The 21,406-nt window shown below is 71.2% G+C and carries 20 protein-coding genes; 19 read left to right on the plus strand and 1 reads right to left on the minus strand.

Going from position 1 to position 21,406, the window contains the following annotated elements; genetic code table 11:
- The 18 genes from infB to TR42_RS06755 all read left to right on the plus strand — a co-directional run.
- Window positions 1-2,002 (plus strand): translation initiation factor IF-2 (gene infB / locus TR42_RS06670; RefSeq protein ID WP_042214274.1); only part of this gene is annotated, 2,002 nt, incomplete at its 5' end.
- Window positions 2,002-2,448 (plus strand): 30S ribosome-binding factor RbfA, encoded by a 447-nt coding sequence (rbfA, locus tag TR42_RS06675; protein WP_042214275.1) that lies wholly within the window; start codon window positions 2,002-2,004, stop codon window positions 2,446-2,448. The genes infB and rbfA, both read left to right, overlap by 1 nt.
- Before the next feature lie 3 nt (window positions 2,449-2,451).
- On the plus strand, window positions 2,452-3,378 hold the full coding sequence (gene truB, locus TR42_RS06680) for a tRNA pseudouridine(55) synthase TruB (protein ID WP_042214277.1): 927 nt from the start codon (window positions 2,452-2,454) through the stop codon (window positions 3,376-3,378).
- A gap of 35 nt (window positions 3,379-3,413) precedes the next feature.
- Window positions 3,414-4,388, plus strand: coding sequence for a bifunctional riboflavin kinase/FAD synthetase (locus TR42_RS06685; protein WP_042214279.1), 975 nt, complete (start codon window positions 3,414-3,416; stop codon window positions 4,386-4,388).
- A gap of 93 nt (window positions 4,389-4,481) precedes the next feature.
- Window positions 4,482-5,231 carry an amino acid ABC transporter ATP-binding protein gene (locus tag TR42_RS06690; protein ID WP_174435464.1) on the plus strand — a complete coding sequence of 250 codons (750 nt, stop codon included), beginning with the start codon at window positions 4,482-4,484 and terminating at the stop codon, window positions 5,229-5,231.
- Between the two features lie 62 nt (window positions 5,232-5,293).
- Window positions 5,294-6,184: a glutamate ABC transporter substrate-binding protein gene (locus TR42_RS06695; protein WP_425305732.1), complete on the plus strand. Its 891-nt coding sequence runs from the start codon at window positions 5,294-5,296 to the stop codon at window positions 6,182-6,184.
- A 57-nt stretch (window positions 6,185-6,241) separates the two neighbouring features.
- Entirely contained in the window at window positions 6,242-6,892 is a 651-nt protein-coding gene (locus TR42_RS06700; protein WP_042214284.1) for an amino acid ABC transporter permease, read from the plus strand.
- A complete protein-coding gene (locus tag TR42_RS06705) occupies window positions 6,889-7,959 on the plus strand; it encodes an amino acid ABC transporter permease (protein ID WP_074789394.1) in 1,071 nt (356 codons plus the stop codon). Before TR42_RS06700 ends, TR42_RS06705 begins: the two co-directional genes overlap by 4 nt.
- Before the next feature lie 122 nt (window positions 7,960-8,081).
- Window positions 8,082-8,351: a 30S ribosomal protein S15 gene (gene rpsO / locus TR42_RS06710; protein WP_042214286.1), complete on the plus strand. Its 270-nt coding sequence runs from the start codon at window positions 8,082-8,084 to the stop codon at window positions 8,349-8,351.
- A gap of 417 nt (window positions 8,352-8,768) precedes the next feature.
- Entirely contained in the window at window positions 8,769-10,982 is a 2,214-nt protein-coding gene (locus TR42_RS06715) for a polyribonucleotide nucleotidyltransferase (protein ID WP_042214287.1), read from the plus strand.
- A 192-nt stretch (window positions 10,983-11,174) separates the two neighbouring features.
- Window positions 11,175-12,494 carry a M16 family metallopeptidase gene (locus TR42_RS06720; RefSeq protein WP_042214289.1) on the plus strand — a complete coding sequence of 440 codons (1,320 nt, stop codon included), beginning with the start codon at window positions 11,175-11,177 and terminating at the stop codon, window positions 12,492-12,494.
- Window positions 12,495-12,625: 131 nt separating this feature from the next.
- Window positions 12,626-13,861, plus strand: coding sequence for an efflux RND transporter periplasmic adaptor subunit (locus TR42_RS06725; RefSeq protein WP_081953227.1), 1,236 nt, complete (start codon window positions 12,626-12,628; stop codon window positions 13,859-13,861).
- Between the two features lie 40 nt (window positions 13,862-13,901).
- Entirely contained in the window at window positions 13,902-14,627 is a 726-nt protein-coding gene (locus TR42_RS06730) for an ABC transporter ATP-binding protein (protein WP_042214291.1), read from the plus strand.
- The gene (locus TR42_RS06735; RefSeq protein ID WP_042214293.1) at window positions 14,624-15,856 is read left to right on the plus strand and encodes an ABC transporter permease; all 1,233 of its coding nucleotides are present in this window, start codon (window positions 14,624-14,626) and stop codon (window positions 15,854-15,856) included. The genes TR42_RS06730 and TR42_RS06735 overlap by 4 nt, the downstream gene beginning before the upstream one ends.
- Before the next feature lie 35 nt (window positions 15,857-15,891).
- Window positions 15,892-16,851, plus strand: a complete 960-nt coding sequence (locus TR42_RS15015) for a hypothetical protein (RefSeq protein ID WP_161786629.1) — start codon at window positions 15,892-15,894, stop codon at window positions 16,849-16,851.
- On the plus strand, window positions 16,851-18,869 hold the full coding sequence (locus TR42_RS14235; protein WP_052405737.1) for an efflux RND transporter periplasmic adaptor subunit: 2,019 nt from the start codon (window positions 16,851-16,853) through the stop codon (window positions 18,867-18,869). Before TR42_RS15015 ends, TR42_RS14235 begins: the two co-directional genes overlap by 1 nt.
- 46 nt (window positions 18,870-18,915) lie before the next feature.
- On the plus strand, window positions 18,916-19,659 hold the full coding sequence (dapB, locus tag TR42_RS06750; RefSeq protein ID WP_042214296.1) for a 4-hydroxy-tetrahydrodipicolinate reductase: 744 nt from the start codon (window positions 18,916-18,918) through the stop codon (window positions 19,657-19,659).
- Entirely contained in the window at window positions 19,656-20,114 is a 459-nt protein-coding gene (locus TR42_RS06755) for a hypothetical protein (RefSeq protein ID WP_081953228.1), read from the plus strand. Before dapB ends, TR42_RS06755 begins: the two co-directional genes overlap by 4 nt.
- Window positions 20,115-20,123: 9 nt before the next feature.
- Here the strand turns inward: TR42_RS06755 and TR42_RS06760 are convergent, their stop codons facing one another.
- On the minus strand, window positions 20,124-20,606 hold the full coding sequence (locus TR42_RS06760) for a GNAT family N-acetyltransferase (protein WP_042214298.1): 483 nt from the start codon (window positions 20,604-20,606) through the stop codon (window positions 20,124-20,126).
- 37 nt (window positions 20,607-20,643) lie between these two features.
- Here TR42_RS06760 and TR42_RS06765 point away from each other — a divergent pair, with 37 nt between their 5' ends.
- A complete protein-coding gene (locus TR42_RS06765) occupies window positions 20,644-21,405 on the plus strand; it encodes a ZIP family metal transporter (RefSeq protein WP_042214300.1) in 762 nt (253 codons plus the stop codon).
- Window position 21,406 lies beyond the last annotated feature (1 nt).

A 21,406-nucleotide genomic window follows, 5' to 3' on the forward strand; every position in this document is an offset into this window, starting at 1 on the left:
GGGTCGCCCCGGCGGCTTCGGCGGCCCCGGCGGCCGTCCGGCTCCCGGTGGCCGCGGCCGCGGTGGCGGCACCGCAGGTGCGTTCGGTCGTGCGGGTGGCAAGCCCGTGCGCGGCCGGAAGTCGAAGCGGGCGAAGCGGGCAGAGTACGAGCAGCAGCAGGCCCCCGCGATCGGCGGCGTGCAGATCCCTCGCGGTGACGGCTCGACCCCGATCCGCCTGCGCCGCGGCGCGACGCTGACGGACTTCGCCGAGAAGATCGACGTCAACCCCGCGTCGCTCGTCACCGTCCTGTTCCACCTGGGCGAGATGGCGACCGCGACGCAGTCGCTCGACGAGGACACCTTCGAGGCCCTCGGCTCCGAGCTGGGCTACGTCATCCAGATCGTGTCGCCCGAGGACGAGGACAAGGAGCTCCTCGAGGACTTCGGGCTCGACCTGGACGCCGAGCTCGCCGCGGAGACCGACGAGGACCTCGAGGCGCGCGCCCCGATCGTCACCGTCATGGGTCACGTCGACCACGGAAAGACCCGCCTGCTGGACTCGATCCGCAAGGCGGACGTCATCTCCGGCGAGGCCGGCGGCATCACCCAGCACATCGGTGCGTACCAGGTGCACACCACGCACGAGGGCAACGACCGCGCCATCACGTTCATCGACACCCCGGGTCACGAGGCGTTCACCGCCATGCGTGCCCGTGGTGCGCAGGTCACCGACATCGCGATCCTCGTGGTCGCGGCGGACGACGGCGTGATGCCCCAGACCATCGAGGCGCTCAACCACGCCCAGGCCGCCAACGTGCCGATCGTGGTCGCGGTGAACAAGGTGGACAAGGAGGGGGCCAACCCCGCCAAGATCCGCCAGCAGCTCACCGAGTACAACCTCGTGGCCGAGGAGTACGGCGGCGACACGATGTTCGTCGATGTCTCCGCGCTCCAGGGCAAGGGCATCGACAACCTCCTCGAGGCTGTGCTGCTCACCGCCGACGCGGGCCTCGACCTGCGTGCGAACCCGAACAAGGACGCCCGCGGTGTGGCCGTCGAGGCGCACCTCGACAAGGGCCGCGGCGCCGTGGCGACCGTCCTGGTCAACTCGGGCACCCTGCGCGTCGGCGACGCGATCGTCGCCGGCACCGCCTACGGCCGTGTCCGTGCGATGTTCGACGAGCACGACCAGCAGGTCGCCGAGGCGACCCCGGGTCGCCCGGTGCTGGTCATCGGCCTCACCTCGGTGCCCGGCGCCGGCGACACCTTCCTGGTGGCCGACGACGACCGCACCGCGCGTCAGATCGCGGAGAAGCGCGAGGCCGCGGAGCGTGCCGCTCAGCTCGCCAAGCGTCGCAAGCGCATCTCGCTCGAGGACTTCAACAAGGCCCTCGAGGAGGGCAAGGTCGAGACCCTCAACCTCATCATCAAGGGTGACGTCTCCGGTGCCGTCGAGGCGCTCGAGGACGCGCTGCTCCAGATCGACGTGGGCGACGAGGTCGACCTGCGCATCATCCACCGCGGTGTCGGTGCGGTGACGCAGAACGACGTCAACCTCGCGACGGTCGACAACGCGATCATCCTCGGCTTCAACGTGCGTCCTGCGGAGCGCGTCCAGGAGCTCGCGGACCGCGAGGGCGTGGACATGCGCTTCTACTCGGTCATCTACCGCGCGCTCGAGGATGTCGAGGCCTCGCTCAAGGGCATGCTCAAGCCCGAGTTCGAGGAGCGTCAGGTCGGCGGCGCCGAGATCATGGAGATCTTCCGCTCGTCGAAGTTCGGCAACATCGCGGGCTGCCTCGTGCGCAACGGTGTCATCCGCCGCAACGCCAAGGCCAAGGTCGTGCGCAACGGCGTGGTCATCGGCGAGCCGACCATCGAGACGCTGCGCCGCTTCAAGGACGACGCCACCGAGGTGCGCGACGGCTACGAGTGCGGTATCGGCCTCGGCAAGTTCAACGACATCCAGGTCGGCGACATCATCGAGACCTTCGAGATGGTCGAGATCCCGAGGGACTGATGGCTGACAAGGCGAGGGCTCTGAAGCTCGCGGGCACGATCAAGAAGATCGTCGCCCGCGCGCTCCAGACCGAGATCAAGGACCCCCGGCTGGAGTTCGTCACCATCACGGATGTGCGTGTGACGGGCGACCTCCAGCAGGCCTCGGTGTTCTACACCGTGCTGGGTGACGAGGCAGCACGCGAGGACGCAGCGAAGGGTTTGGCGAAGGCCAAGGGCCGTCTGCGCTCCCTCGTGGGCGCCGGCCTCGGCATCCGCCTCACGCCGACGCTCGAGTTCCACCTCGACGCGGTCCCCGAGACCGCGGCGTCGCTCGACCGTGCCCTCCACGAGGCGCACGTGCGGGACGAGGAGCTCAGGCGTCTGCGCGAGAACGCCCAGTACGCCGGCGAGGCGGACCCGTACCGCAAGCCGGAGGACGAGGCGTCCGACGAGGACGAGAGCTAGCTCATGGCACGGCGCGGCGGCCCCGAGCCGACGCCCGGCATCGTGGTGGTGGACAAGCCCCAGGGCTGGACGTCCCACGATGTGGTCGCGCGTGTCCGGCGTCTGGCCCACACCTCCAAGGTGGGCCACGCCGGCACGCTCGACCCCATGGCCACGGGTGTCTTAATTCTGGGAATCGGGCGCGCCACGAAGCTCCTGACGTACATCGTCGGGCACGATAAGGAGTATGAGGCGACCATTCGTCTCGGTCAGTCGACCGTGACCGACGATGCGGAGGGAGAGGTCACCGCGACCGTGGATGCGTCCACGATCGCGGACGGGGCCATCCGATCCGCCATCGCCGATCTCACGGGAGACATCCTCCAGCGGCCTAGCGCGGTGAGCGCGATCAAGGTCGACGGGAAGCGTGCATACGCACGCGTTCGTGGGGGAGAGGACGTCGAGCTCCCGGCGCGTCCCGTCACGGTGGCGGCCTTCGAGCTGCTCGCCGTACGGGGCGCCGCCGGGCTCGTCGACCTGGATGTGCGGGTCGAGGTCTCGTCCGGCACGTACGTCCGCGCTTTGGCACGCGACCTCGGCGCCGCGCTCGGCGTCGGCGGCCATCTCACCGCGCTGCGTCGCACCCGCGTGGGGCGCATCGGCCTCGACAGGGCCCGCACGCTCGAGGACCTCGGCGCGATCGTCGAGGGAGGCGAGGAGCTGCCGCGCGTGAGCCTCGCGGAGTCCGCGGCGGCGACCCTCCCGGTGCTGGACATCACGGACGCGCAGTCCGTCGCGCTCGGGCACGGGCAGTTCATCGACGCGCGTGTGGAAGGCCCCACGGTCGCGATCGCCCCCGGACCCCGCGCCGTCGCGATCGTCGAGCCCAAGGGCGGGCGCGCCAAGCCGACGGTGGTGTTCGAGCCCGCCGGCGCATCGTCCGGCTCCTGACGCCCGGCCCGCCCGGGTCGGGCACAATGTCCGTCATGCATGTGTGGCGCTCGCTCGCGGAGATCCCGGACCTCGGCCCCGCCGTGGTCACGCTCGGCAACTTCGACGGCGTGCACCGGGGGCACCAGGCGGTGCTGCGTGCGATGGTGGCCGATGCGCGCGAGCGCGGCCATGTCGCCCTCGCGATGACCTTCGACCCGCACCCCAAGGCGGTCCACGACCCCGCGCATCAGCCCGAGCTCATCACGGGGCTCGACGACCGCCTCGAGCGGCTCGCGGCGACGGGCCTCGACGGCGTGCTGGTCGTGCGTTACACGCTCGACTTCGCGCGCCAGACCCCCGAGGAGTTCGTGCGAGACTACCTGGTGGACGGCATGCGCGCCTCGTGCGTGGTGGTCGGACGCGACACGCGCTTCGGTCGCGGGAACGCCGGCGACGTCGAGACGATGCGGGCGCTCGGCCGCGAGCTGAGCTTCGAGGTCGACATCATCGACGACGCGTGCGCGGTGTCCGAGTCGGGCCGGCGCTGGTCCTCGACGTGGGTGCGCGAGCTGCTCGACGCGGGCGACCTGCCGGGCGCGAACGACGTGCTGGGCTGCGCGCATCGGCTCCGAGGCACGGTCATCCACGGCGACGCGCTCGGCCGCGAGATCGGCTTCCCGACGGCGAACCTGGACCACTCCGCGGGCATGATCCCGCGCCACGGGGTCTACGCCGCGTGGCTCACGGTGCTCGACGGCCGGGGAAACCCGCGCGCGCAGGCCCTCGCGGGGGAGCGCATGGCGGCGGCGGTGAGCCTCGGCATGAACTACACGGTCGGCGGCACGGACCTGCGTGTCGAGGCCTTCTGCATCGACCGCGACGGGCTCGACCTCTACGACGCGGAGGTGGCGCTCGATCTGGTCGAGTGGCGCCGGCCGATGCTCGACTTCGGCTCGCTCGACGCGCTCGTCGCGGCGCTCGGCGAGGACGTCGACTGGTGCCGCGAGGTGCTGACGGTTCGCACCTGATGTCCCGCGAGAGCGTGTTACCAGGCGATTAAGTCTCGGTCACGATCTCGTCGCTGCCGCGCCATGTCCGGAATCGCGGGCTATGGTCGGAAGATGCCAGCCTCAGACGACGCGCTCGTGGTGCTCGACAAGGTCAACAAGCACTTCGGCGAGCTGCACGTGCTCCAGGACATCGACCTCTCCGTCACGCGCGGCGAGGTGGTCATCGTCATCGGTCCCTCCGGGTCCGGCAAGTCCACGTTGTGCCGCGCGATCAACCGTCTCGAGACCATCGACACCGGCACCATCACCGTCGACGGCGAGGTGCTGCCGCAGGAGGGCAAGGCGCTCGCGCGGCTGCGCGCCGACGTCGGCATGGTGTTCCAGTCCTTCAACCTCTTCGCCCACAAGACCATCCTCGAGAACGTCACGCTCGGCCCCGTCAAGGTGAAGAAGGAGCCGAAGAAGCAGGCGGAGACCGAGGCGATGGCCCTGCTCGAGCGCGTCGGCGTCGCCAACCAGGCGCAGAAGTACCCCGCGCAGCTCTCGGGCGGTCAGCAGCAGCGCGTGGCCATCGCGCGCTCGCTCGCGATGAAGCCCAAGGTGATGCTCTTCGACGAGCCCACCAGCGCGCTCGACCCCGAGATGATCAACGAGGTCCTCGACGTCATGACCGACCTCGCGCACGAGGGCATGACCATGATCGTCGTCACCCACGAGATGGGCTTCGCGCGCAAGGCCGCGAACCGCGTGGTGTTCATGGCGGACGGACGCATCCAGGAGCAGGCCGAGCCGGAGCAGTTCTTCACCAACCCGCAGTCCGAGCGGGCGAAGGACTTCCTGTCGAAGATCCTGACGCACTAGAGGTTCCCCGAGGTTCCACAGTCAACGCCCTGGCAGGGGCGAGGGAGAGGAGAAGGACCATGATGATCCGGAGGAAGGCGGCGGCTGCCGCCCTCGGCGTGGCCGCGGCCGCGATGCTCGCGGCGTGCTCGTCCGATGAGGGCTCGGACACCGAGGACTCGATGGCGGGCGACGATGCGATGAGCGCAGGCGACTTCGCGGAGGGCTCGACCATGGCCGCGCTCGCCGAGGCGGGCAGCATCACCATCGGCACCAAGTTCGACCAGCCGCTGTTCGGGCTCAAGGGCCCTGACGGCAACCCGGAGGGCTTCGACGTCGAGATCGGCAAGATCATCGCCGCGGAGCTCGGCATCGACGAGGACGCGATCACGTGGACCGAGACGGTGTCCGCCAACCGCGAGGCCTACATCGAGGACGGCACCGTCGACATCGTCGTGGCGACCTACACGATCAACGACGACCGCAAGGAGCTCATCTCCTTCGCGGGCCCGTACTACAACGCGGGCCAGGCGCTCATGGTGCTGTCGGGCAACACCGACATCTCGAGCCCCGACGACCTCGCCGGCAAGACCGTCTGCTCGGTCACCGGCTCGACGCCGGCCGCCAACATCGAGGAGAACTACCCCGATGCGGAGCTCGCGCTGTTCGACGCGTACACCGACTGCCTCGACCCGCTGCGCAACGGCCAGGTCGACGTGGTGACCACGGACAACGTGATCCTCGCCGGCTACGTCGCCGAGTCCGACGGCGAGTTCGAGGTGGTGGGTGAGCCGTTCACCGAGGAGCCCTACGGCATCGGCCTGCTGCACGACGACGACGAGTTCCGCGACTGGATCAACGACGTGCTCGAGGAGATCTTCGAGGACGGCCGCTGGCTCGAGGCCTGGAACGCGACCGCGGGCACGGTCCTGCCGGAGCCCGAGGCCCCGGCCGTCGACCGCTACGAGAACTAGCGACACCGCCGTGCGGCCCGTCATCCGACGGGCCGCACGGCTCGTCCGGAGGAGAGCATGACCACGTTCATCGAGGAGTTCGGCGCCATCTGGGGCGGCTTCCTCGCGACGCTGTCGCTGACCGCGCTGTCAGGCGTCCTGTCGCTGGCCATCGGGACGCTGCTCGCGACGATGCGCGTGTCGCCCGTCGGACCGCTGCGGACCGTCGGCACGGCGTACGTGGAGATCGTCCGCAACACCCCGCTCACGCTCATCTTCTTCGGCTTCGTGTTCGTGCTGCCGACCCTCGGCATCGTCCCCGGGCTCGGCTTCCAGACGGCGCTGCTCGCCCTGACGCTCTACACGAGCGCCTTCGTGTGCGAGGCGCTGCGCTCGGGCGTCAACTCGGTGGGCATCGGGCAGGCGGAGGCGGCCCGCAGCATCGGCCTCACCTTCGGTCAGACGCTGTCGCAGGTGGTGCTGCCGCAGGCGTGGCGCACGGCCATCCCGCCGCTCATCTCGGTGCTGATCGCGCTCACCAAGAACACCTCCGTCGCCGCAGGATTCGCGTACATGGAGCTCGTCGCGGTCCAGCGCACGCTCATGACCAAGCATCCCCAGGACGGCCTGTTCATCTTCTTCGGGATCGCCGTCATGTACCTGGCCATCACCATCCCGCTCGGCATCCTCGCCTCGCGGGTCGAGAAGAAGGTGGCCTTCGCACGATGAGCGCATCGGTCCTCTACGACGCCCCCGGCCCCCGCGCGAAGCGGCTCGACCGGACCCTCAACTGGGTCTTCTCGCTCGCGCTGCTCGCCGTCGCGGGCTACATCGCCTACGCCTTCGCGCAGCGGGGGGTCTTCGACGACCGCTGGAAGATCCTCACCGACCCGCCCAAGAACCAGGAGGCGATCACCGTCTGGCGGGCGCTGGGGCGCGGTCTCGGCGCGACGCTGACCGCCGCGGCGATCGCGGCGCCCATCGCGATCGCGGCGGGCTCGGCGGTGGCCATCGTGCGCCGCGGCGTCACCAGCACGCTGACGCGCCGGGCGGGCACCGTGCTCGTCGAGTTCTCGCGCGGGCTGCCGGTCCTCATGCTGATGTTCCTCGCGAAACTCGTGTTCGGATGGTCGCCGCTGTGGTCGGTCGTCTTCGGCCTCGTGGTCTACAACGCGGCGGTGGTCGCGGAGATCCTGCGCGCCGGCCTGGCCGCGCTTCCCAAGGGACAGCGCGAGGCAGGGCTCAGCATCGGCCTGTCGACCATGCGCACCACGCTCCTCATCGAGCTCCCGCAGGCCGTGCGGATCATGCTGCCGGCGCTCATCAGCCAGATGGTGGTGCTCCTCAAGGACACCGCGCTGGGCTACATCGTCGCGTACGAGGAGCTGCTGCGCGTCATCAAGCTCAACCGCGACTACTTCGGCGAGAACGGGCGCTACACCATCCCGCTCTTCGTGGTCGGCGCGTCGATCTACATCCTCATCAACCTGCTCGTGTCGCGGCTGGCGACCTTCATCGAGCGGCGTCTGCGCGAGGGCGGCAGCCGCGGCAAGGGGATCGAGCCGCCCGAGATCGGGCCCACGGGCCCCATCCCGCAGTCGGGCGTCGGCGGGCCCGCCCGCGAAGAGGGCGCCGCGGCCGGCGACCCGGTGTTCGCGGCGGGCCGCCGTCCCGAGTCGCACCCGATCCCGCAGCGCCGCCCGGGCGACGCCGAGGAGGAGCGCCGCAGGGACGCGCTCAACTCCCGCGCGGAGATCGAGGCGAACAGGGGCCGCCGCGGCGGCGAGCGCTGGTAGCGGTCGCGGGAGGTCCGTCGCGTCCTGTATGCTTGATCGTCGCCGTAAGAACGGCCGCGGATCCCAGTGCACCGGAGAACAAGCCCGGTTGCGCCGCGCAACGAGACGAAAGAGAGATCACAGTGGCGCTCGACGCAGCAGTGAAGCAGTCCATCATGACCGAGTACGCGACCCACGAGGGCGACACCGGTTCCCCCGAGGTCCAGGTCGCTGTGCTCTCGCAGCGTATCAAGGACCTGACCGAGCACCTCAAGGAGCACAAGCACGACCACCACTCGCGTCGTGGCCTGCTCCTCCTGGTCGGCCGTCGTCGCAACCTGCTCAACTACCTCGCGAAGACGGACATCAACCGTTACCGCTCGCTCATCGAGCGTCTGGGCCTGCGCCGCTAAGCGCGCAGCCCCTCGAAGCGTCTGCCCGGCCGCTCCCTCCATTCCGAGGTCGCAGCGGCCGGGCTTTCGCGTACCCGGGCGGGGGACTCCCAATGCCAGATGTGCACGATGTGGCGCAGGGGACGTCGGGGACGACGGCATCGTCCGCAGGAGCAGTGCGCGCCGCAGGCGCCCCGGGGAATCGCCGCAGCGGTGCGCGCTCGCCGTGCATCGTGCGCCTCCGCTGATAGGATGCTTGCGGCCCGGTACGCCGGGCCACCCAACTCAACCTGGCAGGCCAGCCGGATGCTGATCCTCGGTGGTGATGGGCAGAACCTCCTCCCGGGGGAACCGTTCTGAGCATTTCGACTGACGATCAGTGACGCGGCGACAGCCGCATCCGCCTGCCTGCCACGAATAGGCAAGGAGCAACTCCTGATGGAGGGTCCTGAGATCCAGTTCGCCGAGGCCACGATCGACAACGGTCGCTTCGGCACCCGCACCGTCCGGTTCGAGACGGGACGTCTCGCCAAGCAGGCCGCCGGCTCCGCCGTCGCCTACCTCGACGGCGAGACGATGCTGCTGTCGGCCACCACGGCCGGCAAGTCCCCGCGTGACGGCTTCGACTTCTTCCCCCTGACCGTGGATGTCGAGGAGCGTCAGTACGCCGCCGGCAAGATCCCCGGCTCGTTCTTCCGCCGCGAGGGCCGTCCCACCACGGACGCCATCCTCACGTGCCGTCTGATCGACCGTCCGCTGCGCCCGTCCTTCGTGTCGGGTCTGCGCAACGAGATCCAGGTCGTCGTCGACGTCCTCGCGATCCACCCGGACGACCAGTACGACGTCATCGCGATCAACGCGGCGTCGATGTCGACCCAGCTCGCCGGCCTGCCCTTCTCGGGCCCCATCGGCGGCGTGCGCATCGCGCTCGTCGAGGGCCAGTGGGTGTGCTTCCCGCGCTGGTCCGAGATGGAGAACGCGGTCTTCAACATGGTCGTGGCCGGCCGCGTGGTGGGCGACGACGTCGCCATCATGATGGTCGAGGCCGAGGCGACCGAGAACGCCTTCGAGCTCGTCTCCGAGGGTGCGCAGGCGCCCACCGAGACCGTCGTGGCCGAGGGCCTCGAGGCCGCGAAGCCGTTCATCCGCGCGCTGTGCGAGGCGCAGGCCGACGTCGCCTCCAAGGCGGCCAAGGAGACCGCGGAGTTCCCGCGCTTCCTCGACTACCAGGACGACGTGTTCGCCGCCGTGGCGCCCGCGATCGAGGGCGACCTCGCCGAGGCGCTCCAGATCGCCGACAAGCAGACCCGCGAGAACCGTCTCGACGAGATCAAGGCCGGCGCGCTCGACCAGTTCTCGGGCCAGTTCGAGGGCCGCGAGAAGGAGATCTCCTCGGTGGTCCGCTCGGTCACCAAGCAGACCATCCGCCAGCGCATCCTCAAGGACGGCGTCCGCATCGACGGCCGCGGCCTCAAGGACATCCGTCCGCTGTCGGCCGAGGTCGCCGTGGTGCCCCGCGTGCACGGCTCCGCGATCTTCGAGCGCGGTGAGACCCAGATCATGGGCATCACCACGCTCAACATGCTCAAGATGGAGCAGCAGATCGACTCGTTCTCGCCCGAGACGCACAAGCGCTACATGCACCACTACAACTTCCCGCCCTTCTCCACGGGCGAGACCGGTCGCGTGGGCTCCCCGAAGCGCCGCGAGATCGGCCACGGCGCGCTCGCCGAGCGTGCCCTGGTGCCGGTGCTCCCGTCGCGCGAGGACTTCCCCTACGCGATCCGTCAGGTGTCGGAGGCGCTCGGCTCGAACGGCTCGACCTCGATGGGCTCGGTCTGCGCCTCGACGCTCGGCATGCTCAACGCCGGTGTGCCGCTGAAGGCCCCCGTCGCGGGCATCGCGATGGGCCTCGTGTCCGACACCGTCGACGGTGAGACCCGCTACGCGGCGCTCACGGACATCCTGGGCGCCGAGGACGCGTTCGGCGACATGGACTTCAAGGTCGCCGGTACCCGTGAGTTCGTCACCGCGATCCAGCTCGACACCAAGCTCGACGGCATCCCCGCCTCGGTCCTGGCCGGCGCGCTGTCGCAGGCGTACGACGCCCGCGTCCACATCCTGTCCGTGATGGAGCAGGCGATCTCCGAGCCCGACGAGATGAGCCCGCACGCCCCGCGCGTCATCGCGGTGCGCATCCCGGTCGACAAGATCGGCGAGGTCATCGGCCCCAAGGGCAAGATGATCAACCAGATCCAGGACGACACGGGCGCCGACATCTCCATCGAGGACGACGGCACCGTGTACATCGGCGCCACCGACGGTCCGTCGGCGGAGGCCGCGCGCGCCGCGATCAACGCGATCGCGAACCCGCACGTCCCCGAGGTCGGCGAGCGCTTCGTCGGCACCGTGGTCAAGACGGTCGCCTTCGGCGCGTTCATCTCGCTGAGCCCGGGCAAGGACGGTCTGCTGCACATCTCGCAGATCCGCAAGCTCGTGGGCGGCAAGCGCGTCGAGAACGTCGAGGACGTCCTGTCCGTGGGCCAGAAGATCCAGGTGGAGATCACCGAGGTCGACCCGCGCGGCAAGCTCTCGCTCGGCGTGGTCGAGGAGGCGGGCGCCGAGTCCGCCGAGGAGACCGTCGAGGCGTAAGCCTGGTCTGACGCAGTTCCGCTCGAAGGGCGGTCGGGGTGACCCGGCCGCCCTTCGGCGTCCCCACGGTCGATTCCCCATGACAGATGTGACGGGTGGGGCGCGGGGTCGCGCCGATGTCGCATCGCCATGCGCAGGTGCCGATCACATGTGTCACAAGCGTCATTGGGAATCGCGGATAGGCTCGCCCTCATGCCTCACATGCTTCCCCTCGTGCACGCCGGAGCGATCGGCTCCGACCTCACCATCGAGCAGGACCACGGCGCCGTGGTGCGCCGCTCGGTGCTGCCGGGAGGCGTGCGTGTGCTCACGGAGCAGATCCCCGGCATGCGCTCGGCGACGCTCGGCGCGTGGATCGGCGTGGGCTCGCGCGACGAGGCCCCCGAGCACGCGGGCTCGACCCACTTCCTCGAGCACCTGCTGTTCAAGGGCACCGCGCGCCGCAGCGCCCTCGACATCGCCGAGGAGTTCGACCGCGTGGGCGGCGAGTCCAACGCGCTCACGGGCAAGGAGTACACCTGCTACTACGCCCGGGTGATCGACACGGACCTGCCCATGGCGATCGACGTCATCCTCGACATGGTCACCGGCGCGCGCCTCGATCAGGCGGACTTCGACATGGAGCGCGGGGTGATCCTCGAGGAGCTCGCGATGAACGAGGACGACCCGGGCGACGTCATCCACGAGCGCTTCACCGAGGCGGTGCTGGGCGGCCACGTGCTCGGCCGGCCCATCGGCGGCACCCCGGAGATCATCAACGCCGTCACCCGCGACGCGGTCCGGGAGCACTACCGCGAGCACTACACGCCCGAGGGGCTCATCATCACGGCGGCCGGGGGAGTGGACCATGACGCCGTGTGCGCCATGGTGGCCGATGCGCTCACCCGCGGCGGCTGGGACCTCGCCCCCGGCATCGTGCCCGCGGGGCGGCGCGATCGCTTCGCGCCCGTCGAGGCGACCCTCGACCCCGAGGTGCGCATCACCCGTCACGAGCTCGAGCAGGCGCACGTGCTGCTCGGCACGCGCGGCTTCTCCGCGACCGACGAGCGCCGCAGCGTCCTCGCGGTCTACAACGCGATCCTCGGCGGCGGCATGAGCTCGCGACTGTTCCAGGAGATCCGTGAGAAGCGCGGCCTCACGTACTCCGTGTACTCGTTCGGTGCGCCGAGCACCGAGACCGGCGTCTTCGGCGTCTACGGCGCGTGCATCGCGTCGAAGGCAGACGAGGTCGAGCGGCTCATGGCCGTCGAGCTCGAGCGCATGGCCGACGGCATCACGGCGTCGGAGCTCGAGCGCGCCAAGGGGCAGATCGCGGGCTCGATGGTGCTCCGCCTCGAGGACTCGTACTCGCGCATGTCGCGCCTCGGCAAGGCCGAGCTGGTCTTCGGCGACCTGTGGTCCATCGCCGAGATGCTCGACGACGTCCACGCGGTCACGGTCGATCAGGTCCGCGCGCTCGCCGCGGACATCGCGTCGCGCGAGCGGGTCTCGGTGCGCGTCGGTCCCGCCTGAACCGGGCGAAACGCCCACAGATTCCCGCCCGGGGCGACTCCTTACGTTGCCCTTATCCCGCTCCCAGCGTTCTCCCAGAGTTCGTCCATACCTTCGCATGCGACAAGGCGTGACGATCGAACGGACGGACGATGCCCCAGAACTCTTCGAGGTGGAACCGAGCACGGACGTGGGTGGTCCCCACCGGCACGCTGCTCGCCGGCGCCGGCCTGGGGGCCGGAGCCATGGCGCTGTGGGGCTCGGCCGACGAGCCCGTGCAGGCCGACCGATCCATGGAGGCGGCCGGCCAGCAGACGGTGACGGTCGGGCTGGAGACGCTCGAGGAGTCGGTGTCCGCATCGGGCTCGCTGGTCGCGGTCACCACCGACAGCCTCGCCTTCGAGGCCTCCGGCACCGTGACCAAGGTCAAGGTCGAGGCCGGTGACCACGTCGAGGCCGGCGACGTCATCGCGCGGATCGACACGCTGCAGCTCACCGCCTCGCTGCGCTCCGCCGAGGCCGAGCTCGCGCAGGCCGAGGCCAAGCTCGCGAACCTCGAGGACGCCGACGACGGCTCCGATGCGAGCGAGGCGCAGATCGCCGCCGCCGAGGCGCAGGTCGAGGTGCTCGAGGAGAGCGTCGCGGACGCCGAGGAGGCGATGGACGACGCGAAGCTCGTCGCGGACATCTCCGGCCTCGTGACGTCGCAGCCCTACGAGGTGGGCGACGTGGTCTCCGGCGGCGGTTCGGCATCGTCCGGCATGGGCGGCGCGACCACGGCCGCGTCGACGTCCAGCTCGAGCGGGGTCACCATCGTCGGCCTCGACGAGTGGACCGTGTCCGTGAGCCTCTCGGAGGACGAGGTCTCCCAGGTCGAGGAGGGCGACCAGGTCACCTTCACGGCGGACGATGTCGACGGCGAGTTCTTCGGCATCGTCACGGACATCGCGAACCTCCCTACGACGACCGGCGGCAGCGCCACCTACGCGGTGGACCTCCAGGTCACCGGCGACGTCGAGGGCCTGTACGAGGGCACCTCGGTCACCGCCGAGATCATCACCCTGCGCCGCGTCGACGTCCTCGCGGTCCCGACCAACGCGATCACCACCGCGGACGGTGTCTCGACGGTGACCGTGGTCGACTCCGAGGGCGAGGAGACGGCGCGCGAGGTCACGCTCGGCGAGACCATCGGCAGCTACTCCGAGGTCACGGACGGGCTCGAGGAGGGCGAGGAGATCGTCGTCACCGTGATGGCCTCGGGCGGCACCGACTCCGAGACCTCCGAGGAGGGCTTCGGCCAGATGGGCGGCGGCTTCCCGACCGACGGCAGCTTCCCGGGCGGCGGCGAGATGCCGACCGGCGGCATGGGCGGGATGCCGGGCCAGTAGGCCCGGACGCGCCCCCGCACCGACGACCCGGAGGACCTGAATGACCGCCACCATCAGCCCGCTGCACGATCTCACCGCACCGGTGATCGAGCTCTCGGGCGCCCGCAAGACCTATCACACGGGAGACATCGAGTTCGAGGCCCTGCGGGGCATCGACTGCCGGATCTTCCCCGGCGAGTACGTCGCGATCGTCGGGCCCTCGGGCTCGGGCAAGTCGACGCTCATGAACATCCTCGGCTGCCTCGACGTGCTCACCAGCGGCAGCTACATCCTGGCCGGCGAGGACGTCTCGCACATGGACGAGGACGCGCTCGCCTCGGCGCGCAACCGGCGCATCGGCTTCGTGTTCCAGCAGTTCCACCTGCTGTCGAGTCTCACCGCGCTCGGCAACGTCGAGCTCCCGCTGGTGTACGCCGGCGTCGCCCCGGCGGAACGGCGCGAGCGGGCGATGCGCGCGCTCACCCGTGTGGGCCTCGGCGACAAGAGCCGCAACCACCCCGGCCAGCTCTCGGGAGGTCAGCAGCAGCGCGTCGCGATCGCCCGCGCGCTGGTGACCGAGCCGGCGATCGTGCTCGCGGACGAGCCGACCGGAAACCTCGACTCGCACTCGACGCGCGACGTGCTCGGCATGCTCGACGAGCTGCACGCCGAGGGCAGCACCATCGTGCTCATCACGCATGAGGCGGACGTCGCCGCCCGTGCGAGCACCGTCTACAACGTGACCGACGGGCAGTTCGTCGGCGCGGGAACGGAGATCGCCAAATGAGGCCCGGCGACCTGCTCGGCAGCTCGTGGCGAGCGATCCGCTCGCACAAGATGCGTTCGGCCCTGACGATGCTCGGCATCGTCGTCGGCATCGCGTCGGTGGTGCTCACCGTCGGCCTGGGCCTCGGCACCCAGAAGGACGTGAGCGAGGAGATCGCGGCGCTCGGCTCGGACCTCCTCATCGTGTCGCCCGGCTCGTCCACGGACGAGAGCGGCATGCGCGGAGGCTTCGGCAGCGGCACCACGCTCACCCGCGCCGACGCGGAGGCGCTCGCCTCGACGGTCGCGGTGCCCGATGCGATGGCGGTGGCGGCGGAGAAGACGGCGAGCGTCTCGCTCGAGTACGGCGAGAGCAACTGGACCACCACCGTGACGGGCACGTCGACCAGCTGGACCGAGGTGCGCTCCCGCGAGCTGCTCTACGGCAGCTTCTTCGACGAGGACGACCTCGACTCCTCCGCGAGCGTCATCGTGCTCGGCACCGAGACCGCCGAGGAGCTGTTCGGCTCGACGTACGTCGTGGGCCAGGAGCTCACGATCGACGACGAGTCCTACGAGGTGGTGGGCGTGCTGGCCGAGGCGGGATCCTCGGGCGACACCTCGCTCGACGACCTCGCGGTGGTCCCCATGACGACCATGGTCGACTCGCTCGACGATTCGGGCTCGAGCGAGTCGGTGGCGACCATCTACATCAAGGCGGCCTCGTCCGACCTGCTGAGCGCGGCGTCGCAGGAGGCGGAGGCGCTGCTCCTCAACCTCCACGGCCTCGCCTCGGCGGACGACGCGGACTTCACCATCGACGTCCAGGACTCGCTGCTCGACGCCGCGACCTCGGTCTACCAGAAGCTCACGGTGCTCCTCACCGGCATCGCGGCGCTCGCGCTGCTGGTCGGAGGCATCGGCGTGATGAACATCATGCTGGTCTCCGTCACGGAGCGGACCCGCGAGATCGGCCTCCGCAAGGCGCTCGGCGCGGCGCCGGCGAACATCCGCAACCAGTTCCTCATCGAGGCGATGATCCTCGGCCTCAGCGGCGGCGCGATCGGCGTCGCCATCGGCGTCGGGCTCGCGGTGGCGCTGCCTCCGGTGCTCGACTCCACCATCGTCATCTCGGGCCTGGCGCTCGTCGTCTCGGTGGTGGTCGCGGTGGGCATCGGCGCGGTGTTCGGCGTCTACCCCGCGGCGAGGGCGGCGAGGCTCGCCCCGATCGACGCCCTTCGCGACCAGTGATCGCCCTCAGCACAGAACGGAAGACACGAATGAACATGACGACCAACCGGAAGACCTTCATGGCTGCGATGTGCGGCGCCATGCTGCTCGCCGGGTGCTCGGCGGACGCCGCCGAGACCACCGAGTCGGCGGTGCCGGACGCCGGAGCCTCGGCCGAGGCCGGCGGCGCGGTGCTGGGCGAGGTGCCTCAGGACGGCGAGCGGGGCGACATGGGCGGCGGCGGGCTCACGGGCGAGATCGCCTACGTGACCGACGGCACGGCCCAGGTGCAGGACGGCTCCTCTCAGACCGCCGTGAACTACGACGCCGCGACCGACATCAGCATCGAGGTCGACATCGCGTTCGCCGACCTCGCGGTCGGAGAGTGCGTGGTCGCGACGCTGGGCGACGACGACGCGGCGACGGAGATCACCGTCTCCGAGGCGGAGGAGGACGGCACCTGCGCGTCCGATGCCGGCGGCTTCGGGGAACGCGGCGACGGCGACATGCCCGAGGGCATGGAGCGTCCCGACGACGGTGAGATGCCCACCGACATGCCCACCGCGATGCCCGACGGGGACATGCCCGAGGGCATGGAGCTGCCGGACGGCATGGAGGCGCCCGAGGGGATGGAGATGCCCGAGGGCGGCGAGGGTGGCTTCGCCTTCTCGACCCGCGTGGCGGGCACGCTGACCGCGATCGACGGCGACGTGCTCACCATCGAGACGACCGACGGCGACGAGACGGTCACCGCGGCCGGGGACGTCACCGTCACGACGATGCGGAGCGCCGACGCCGACGCCATCGAGGTCGGCCTGTGCATGACGGCGATCGGGGAGTCCGACGAGTCGGGCGGCTACTCCGCCACCGTGATCTCGCTCTTCACCGCGGGCGACGACGGCTGCGAGTCGTCGATGTTCGCCGGCCGCGGGATGGGCGGCGAGGGTGGCATGGGCGGCGCGCCCGCCGGCGGCGAGACCGCGGTCGACGAGCCGGCGCTCGAGAGCGAGGGCTGATGGCCACCGTAAGGCGCAGCGCGCGCCGCCGCTGGCTGCTCGTCGCGGCGCCGGTCGCCGTCGGCGGCGTGGTCGCCGGCTTCACGCTCACCGGCGCCTCGGCGTCCACGGCGGCGGGGTATCGCACCGCCACCGTGGGCACCGGCGACGTGACGCAGACCCTCACCGCGACGGGGTCGCTGTCCTCGGCGAGCCGCGCGGACCTGGCGTTCCAGGTCGAGGGCACGGTCGCCGAGGTGCTCGTGAGCGCGGGCGACGTGGTCGAGGCGGGCGACGTGCTCGCGACGCTCGACACCGGCGATCTCGAGGACGCGGTGTCGGAGGCCAAGGAGGCGCTCGCCGACGCGAAGGAGGCGCTCGCCGACGACCTCGAGGCGCAGAGCAGCGGGACCTCGTCGAGCACCACCACGTCCGCGTCGTACTCCTCGGGCGGCTCGACCGGCACCGTGACGGTGACGTCGGCGCTGTACGTCCCGGGCTCGACCGCGAGCACGGTCGCGGTCGCGGATCCCGCGGACGATGCGCCGGACCCCGCCGCGGAGGTCACGGACGCGGTCGCCGCGGCTCGGGCGGCGCTGGTCGCGGCCCAGGACGCGCTGCTCGCGCAGTACGACGTCGCGACCGCGCTGCTCGCCGAGGCCGAGACGGCCGCCGCGACCGCGCAGACGGTGTGCGCGGACTTCGCCGCATCCGGGGGCGCGGACGAGGCGTCGGACGACGCCTCCGCGGACTCCACCGACGGCGCTTCCGACGACTCCGCCGAAGATGCGGACGACGCCACGGATGACGCCGACGGCTCGGCCGATGCCGCCGCCGACCTCGCCGAGGCGCTCGAGGCGTGCCAGACGGCCACCGCGGATGCGCTCGAGGCGTCCCAGGACTCGATCGCCGCGCAGGCGACTCTCATGGAGCTCGCCCGTGCCGTCGACGCGGCCGTCGCCGCCCTGCAGGACGCGATCGCCGCATCGTCCACCGGGACCGATGGCGGCACGGGAACCGGCTCCGGCAGCGACGGCGCGGGCCCCGACGCCGGGACCGGCGGCGACGGCTCCGACGCGGGGACGGACGGGGGATCGACCGCGGGTCCGGGCGACGGCGGGTCCATGCCCGTCGACGGCGACACCGCGGCAGGCGACGACCAGTCGGGCGACACCATGGGCGACAGCGGCCTCGACGACTCGTCGGCGCAGAGCGGCATGAGCGGCGACGCGAGCGGGGACAGCTCCGACTCCGTCCCGAGCGCGGCCGACATCCTCGCGGACAAGGCGGAGATCACCGCGGCCAAGGCCGACCTCGCGGTCGCCCGGGCCCAGCTCGAGCACGCCGACCTCACCGCTCCCGTGGCGGGCACGATCATGGACGTCGGGATCGAGGCGGACGCCTCGGTGAGCGCGGGCGACACGTCGTCCGCGATCACGCTCGTCGCCGACAACTCCTACCTTGTCGAGCTCGCCATGAGCCTGACCGAGGCGCAGCTTCTCGCGGTCGGCCAGGATGCGGAGCTCACGCTCACGAGCACGGGCGAGGTGGTCGAGGGCACGGTGTCGAGCGTGAGCAACGTCAACACGGGCAACGACTACTCGCCGTCCTACGCGGTGACCATCGGCGTCCCCGATCCCGGCTTCGAGATCCGGATCGGTGCGGCCACGCGGCTGCAGATCACCGTGGCGGGCGCGTCCGGCGCGCTCGTGGTGCCCACCTCGGCCGTCGCGGACGCGGCGGGCGACGCGACGGTCCAGGTGATCGGGGCGGACGGCCTCGCGACGGCTGTCGCGGTCGAGATCGGCGCGATCGGCTCCGTCTACACGGAGGTGCTCTCCGGTCTCGAGAAGGGCGACGAGGTGGTGCTCGCCGACCTGGCGCTCGACGTCACCGGCGGCGATGAGGAGTCCTCCGAGAGCTCCGGCGGGCTGCTGTCCGGCATCGGCGGCGACGACGAGGAGACCGCGGGTCCGCAGCAGGGGCAGATGCCTGGCGGCGGGGGGCAGATGGGCGGCCCGCCCACCTTCAACGGCTGAACCGGCGGCGCATCGTCCACCCGGAGGCGCCCGGTACGCTCGACGCATGATCTCCGTCGCCGTGCTGGGCGCCTCCGGGCGCATGGGTTCCCATGTGATCGAGGCGGTGAACGGGGCCCCCGACCTCGAGCTCGCCGCCGCCGTCGACCATGACGGGTCGGTGGCCGACGCCGCCCGTGCGGGCGCGCAGGTCGCCGTCGACTTCACGGTGCCGAGCGCGACCGAGGCCAACGTCCACGCCCTCATCGACGCCGGGATCCACGCGGTGGTCGGCACCACCGGCTGGACCGAGGAGGCGCTGCTGCGCGTCGAGGAGCACCTCAAGGAGCGGCCGGAGCTGGGCGTGCTGATCGCGCCCAACTTCGCTCTCGGCGCGGTGCTGTCGATGCGCTTCGCGGCCGCCGCGGCGCGCTACTTCGAGTCCGTGGAGATCGTCGAGCTCCACCACCCCGACAAGGTCGACGCGCCGTCGGGGACCGCGACGCACACCGCGATGGGCATCGCCGCCGCCCGCGCCGCCGCCGGCATCGGCCCCTCGCCCGACGCCACCACGCATGATCCCGAGGGTGCGCGCGGCGCCGTCATCGAAGGCGTGCACGTGCACGCGGTGCGCCTGCGCGGGCTCGTCGCGCACGAGGAGATCCTGCTGGGCAACCCGGGGGAGCAGCTGACCATCCGCACCGACAGCTTCGACCGCGTGAGCTTCATGCCGGGCGTGCTGCTCGGCGTGCGCGAGGTCGCGAGGCACCCGGGCCTCACCGTCGGGCTCGACGGGTACATGGCGCTGTGAGCGTGATCCGGCGGCCGGCGTTCATGGCCGCGGTCGCCACGACGCTGCTCGCCGTCCTGCTGCTTGGCTTCGTCACCAACATCGCGATCGCGCTGCTGGGCTCGTCAGGCGTGATCGGGAAGCTGCTCGGCGTGCTGGTGCTCGTGATCCCCGCGATCGCGATCTGGTACCTCGTCCACGAGTGGCGGCTCGGCATCACGGTGCAGCGGATGTCGACGCGGCTCGAGTCCGAGGACCGGCTCCCGCGTCATGACGGCGCCCGCACCGCTGCGGGACGGCTGACCGAGGAGGCGGCGCTCGACGTGTACGAGGTCGCGCGGCGCGGCGTCGAGATCGCGCCGGAGGACTGGGCGGCGTGGTTCCACCTCGCCTTCGCGTACGACGAGGTCAAGGAGAAGGCCGAGGCGCGCAAGGCGCTGCGGCACGCCGCGGCGCTGTTCCGCGCGCAGCGCTGAGCGCGGTCTCTACAGTCCCGCGCGGTACATGATCTCGACGAGGTCGCCCTCGGGACCCTCGAGCGTGCGGCGCACGCCGCCCTCCGCGAGACCCGCGGACGTGAGGAACGCGATCCGCGCCTCGTCCCCCTCGAGGGCCCACGCGCGCACGTCCTCGCGGCCCTGGACGCGCAGCGTGTCGATGCATGCGGAGAGCAGCCGCGACGCGTGGCCCGCGCGACGGTGCTCGGGCGCGACCTCGAGCGCCATGATCTCGCCCGGCTGGAGCGCGGCGAAGCCCACCACGCGCGGACCGTCGCACGCGACGAACACCTTGTGCTCGCGCGACGGCGCCGCGACGATCGCGGCGGCCCAGCGCGCACGGACCTCGTCCTCGGGCAACGCGTCGACCGCGTCGCCCAGCCAGCCGCGCCACGCGGCGAGCTGGATCGCGGCGATGGCGTCCTCGTCGCCGGGGACGGCGGGGCGGGCGGAGACGTCGGCGTGGATCATGCGGACCAGCCTAGGGGCGTCCGGCTAGCGTGAAGGCATGGAGGTCCTCACCACCGCGCTGGCCGCGGGTCTCGGCATCGGCACGCTGCTGGTGGGCGCCGCGATCGCGCTGGTGTGGGACGTGCCGCGGCGCATCGTCGCCGCGGTGATGGCCTTCGGCGCCGGGATCATGCTCGCGACGCTCGCGCTCGAGCTGGTGGTCGAGGCCCGCGACGCGGGCGGCGTGTGGCCGGTGGTCCTGGGATTCGCCGGGGGAGCGGTGCTGTACGTCGGCGGCGACAGGCTGGTCCAGCGCCTGGTCGCGCGGCACGATGCGCGCGAGCGGGCCTCGCGCAACATCACCGCGCGCCGAGGCGGCGACGAGCCGGGCGGCGGGGGCGCCTTCGCGGTCGGCGCGTTGCTCGACGGGATCCCCGAGGCCGTCGTCATCGGGCTGTCCGTGGCGCTGAGCGGGTCCTTCCCCGTGGCGATCGTGGTCGCCATCGGGCTGAGCAACATCCCCGAGGGGCTCGCGGGCAGCGTCGCGATGCTCCGGAAGGGTCGCTCCCCGCGCCTGATCCTCGGGCTGTGGACGGTCATCACCGGGATCGCGATGGCGGCGGCCGTGCTCGGCGTCGCGGCGCTCGCCGACGCCCCGGTCAAGGTGCTCGCGGTCGTCGTGTCGGTGGCGGCAGGCGCGCTGCTCGCGATGGTCGCCAACGCGATGATCCCGGAGGCCTTCGAGGAGGACCACTGGGCGACCGGTCTCATCGCCGCCGCGGGCTTCCTCACGGCCTTCGTCATGGCCGAGCTGACGTAGG

It is taken from the genome of Demequina mangrovi, from assembly GCF_000759715.1.
Lineage (GTDB): Bacteria > Actinomycetota > Actinomycetes > Actinomycetales > Demequinaceae > Demequina > Demequina mangrovi.

Excerpts from the sequence above, each read along its gene's own strand:
- TR42_RS15015 (WP_161786629.1), top strand. The coding sequence starts at position 15,892 with ATGACGACCAACCGGAAGACCTTCATGGCTGCGATGTGCGGCGCCATG.
- TR42_RS06690 (WP_174435464.1), top strand. The coding sequence starts at position 4,482 with ATGCCAGCCTCAGACGACGCGCTCGTGGTGCTCGACAAGGTCAACAAG.
- TR42_RS14235 (WP_052405737.1), top strand. The coding sequence starts at position 16,851 with ATGGCCACCGTAAGGCGCAGCGCGCGCCGCCGCTGGCTGCTCGTCGCG.
- TR42_RS06685 (WP_042214279.1), top strand. The coding sequence starts at position 3,414 with ATGCATGTGTGGCGCTCGCTCGCGGAGATCCCGGACCTCGGCCCCGCC.
- TR42_RS06760 (WP_042214298.1), bottom strand. The coding sequence starts at position 20,606 with ATGATCCACGCCGACGTCTCCGCCCGCCCCGCCGTCCCCGGCGACGAG.
- truB (WP_042214277.1), top strand. The coding sequence starts at position 2,452 with ATGGCACGGCGCGGCGGCCCCGAGCCGACGCCCGGCATCGTGGTGGTG.
- rbfA (WP_042214275.1), top strand. The coding sequence starts at position 2,002 with ATGGCTGACAAGGCGAGGGCTCTGAAGCTCGCGGGCACGATCAAGAAG.
- TR42_RS06700 (WP_042214284.1), top strand. The coding sequence starts at position 6,242 with ATGACCACGTTCATCGAGGAGTTCGGCGCCATCTGGGGCGGCTTCCTC.
- TR42_RS06695 (WP_425305732.1), top strand. The coding sequence starts at position 5,294 with ATGATCCGGAGGAAGGCGGCGGCTGCCGCCCTCGGCGTGGCCGCGGCC.
- TR42_RS06765 (WP_042214300.1), top strand. The coding sequence starts at position 20,644 with ATGGAGGTCCTCACCACCGCGCTGGCCGCGGGTCTCGGCATCGGCACG.
- TR42_RS06720 (WP_042214289.1), top strand. The coding sequence starts at position 11,175 with ATGCCTCACATGCTTCCCCTCGTGCACGCCGGAGCGATCGGCTCCGAC.
- TR42_RS06705 (WP_074789394.1), top strand. The coding sequence starts at position 6,889 with ATGAGCGCATCGGTCCTCTACGACGCCCCCGGCCCCCGCGCGAAGCGG.
- TR42_RS06730 (WP_042214291.1), top strand. The coding sequence starts at position 13,902 with ATGACCGCCACCATCAGCCCGCTGCACGATCTCACCGCACCGGTGATC.
- TR42_RS06715 (WP_042214287.1), top strand. The coding sequence starts at position 8,769 with ATGGAGGGTCCTGAGATCCAGTTCGCCGAGGCCACGATCGACAACGGT.
- TR42_RS06735 (WP_042214293.1), top strand. The coding sequence starts at position 14,624 with ATGAGGCCCGGCGACCTGCTCGGCAGCTCGTGGCGAGCGATCCGCTCG.
- dapB (WP_042214296.1), top strand. The coding sequence starts at position 18,916 with ATGATCTCCGTCGCCGTGCTGGGCGCCTCCGGGCGCATGGGTTCCCAT.
- TR42_RS06725 (WP_081953227.1), top strand. The coding sequence starts at position 12,626 with ATGCCCCAGAACTCTTCGAGGTGGAACCGAGCACGGACGTGGGTGGTC.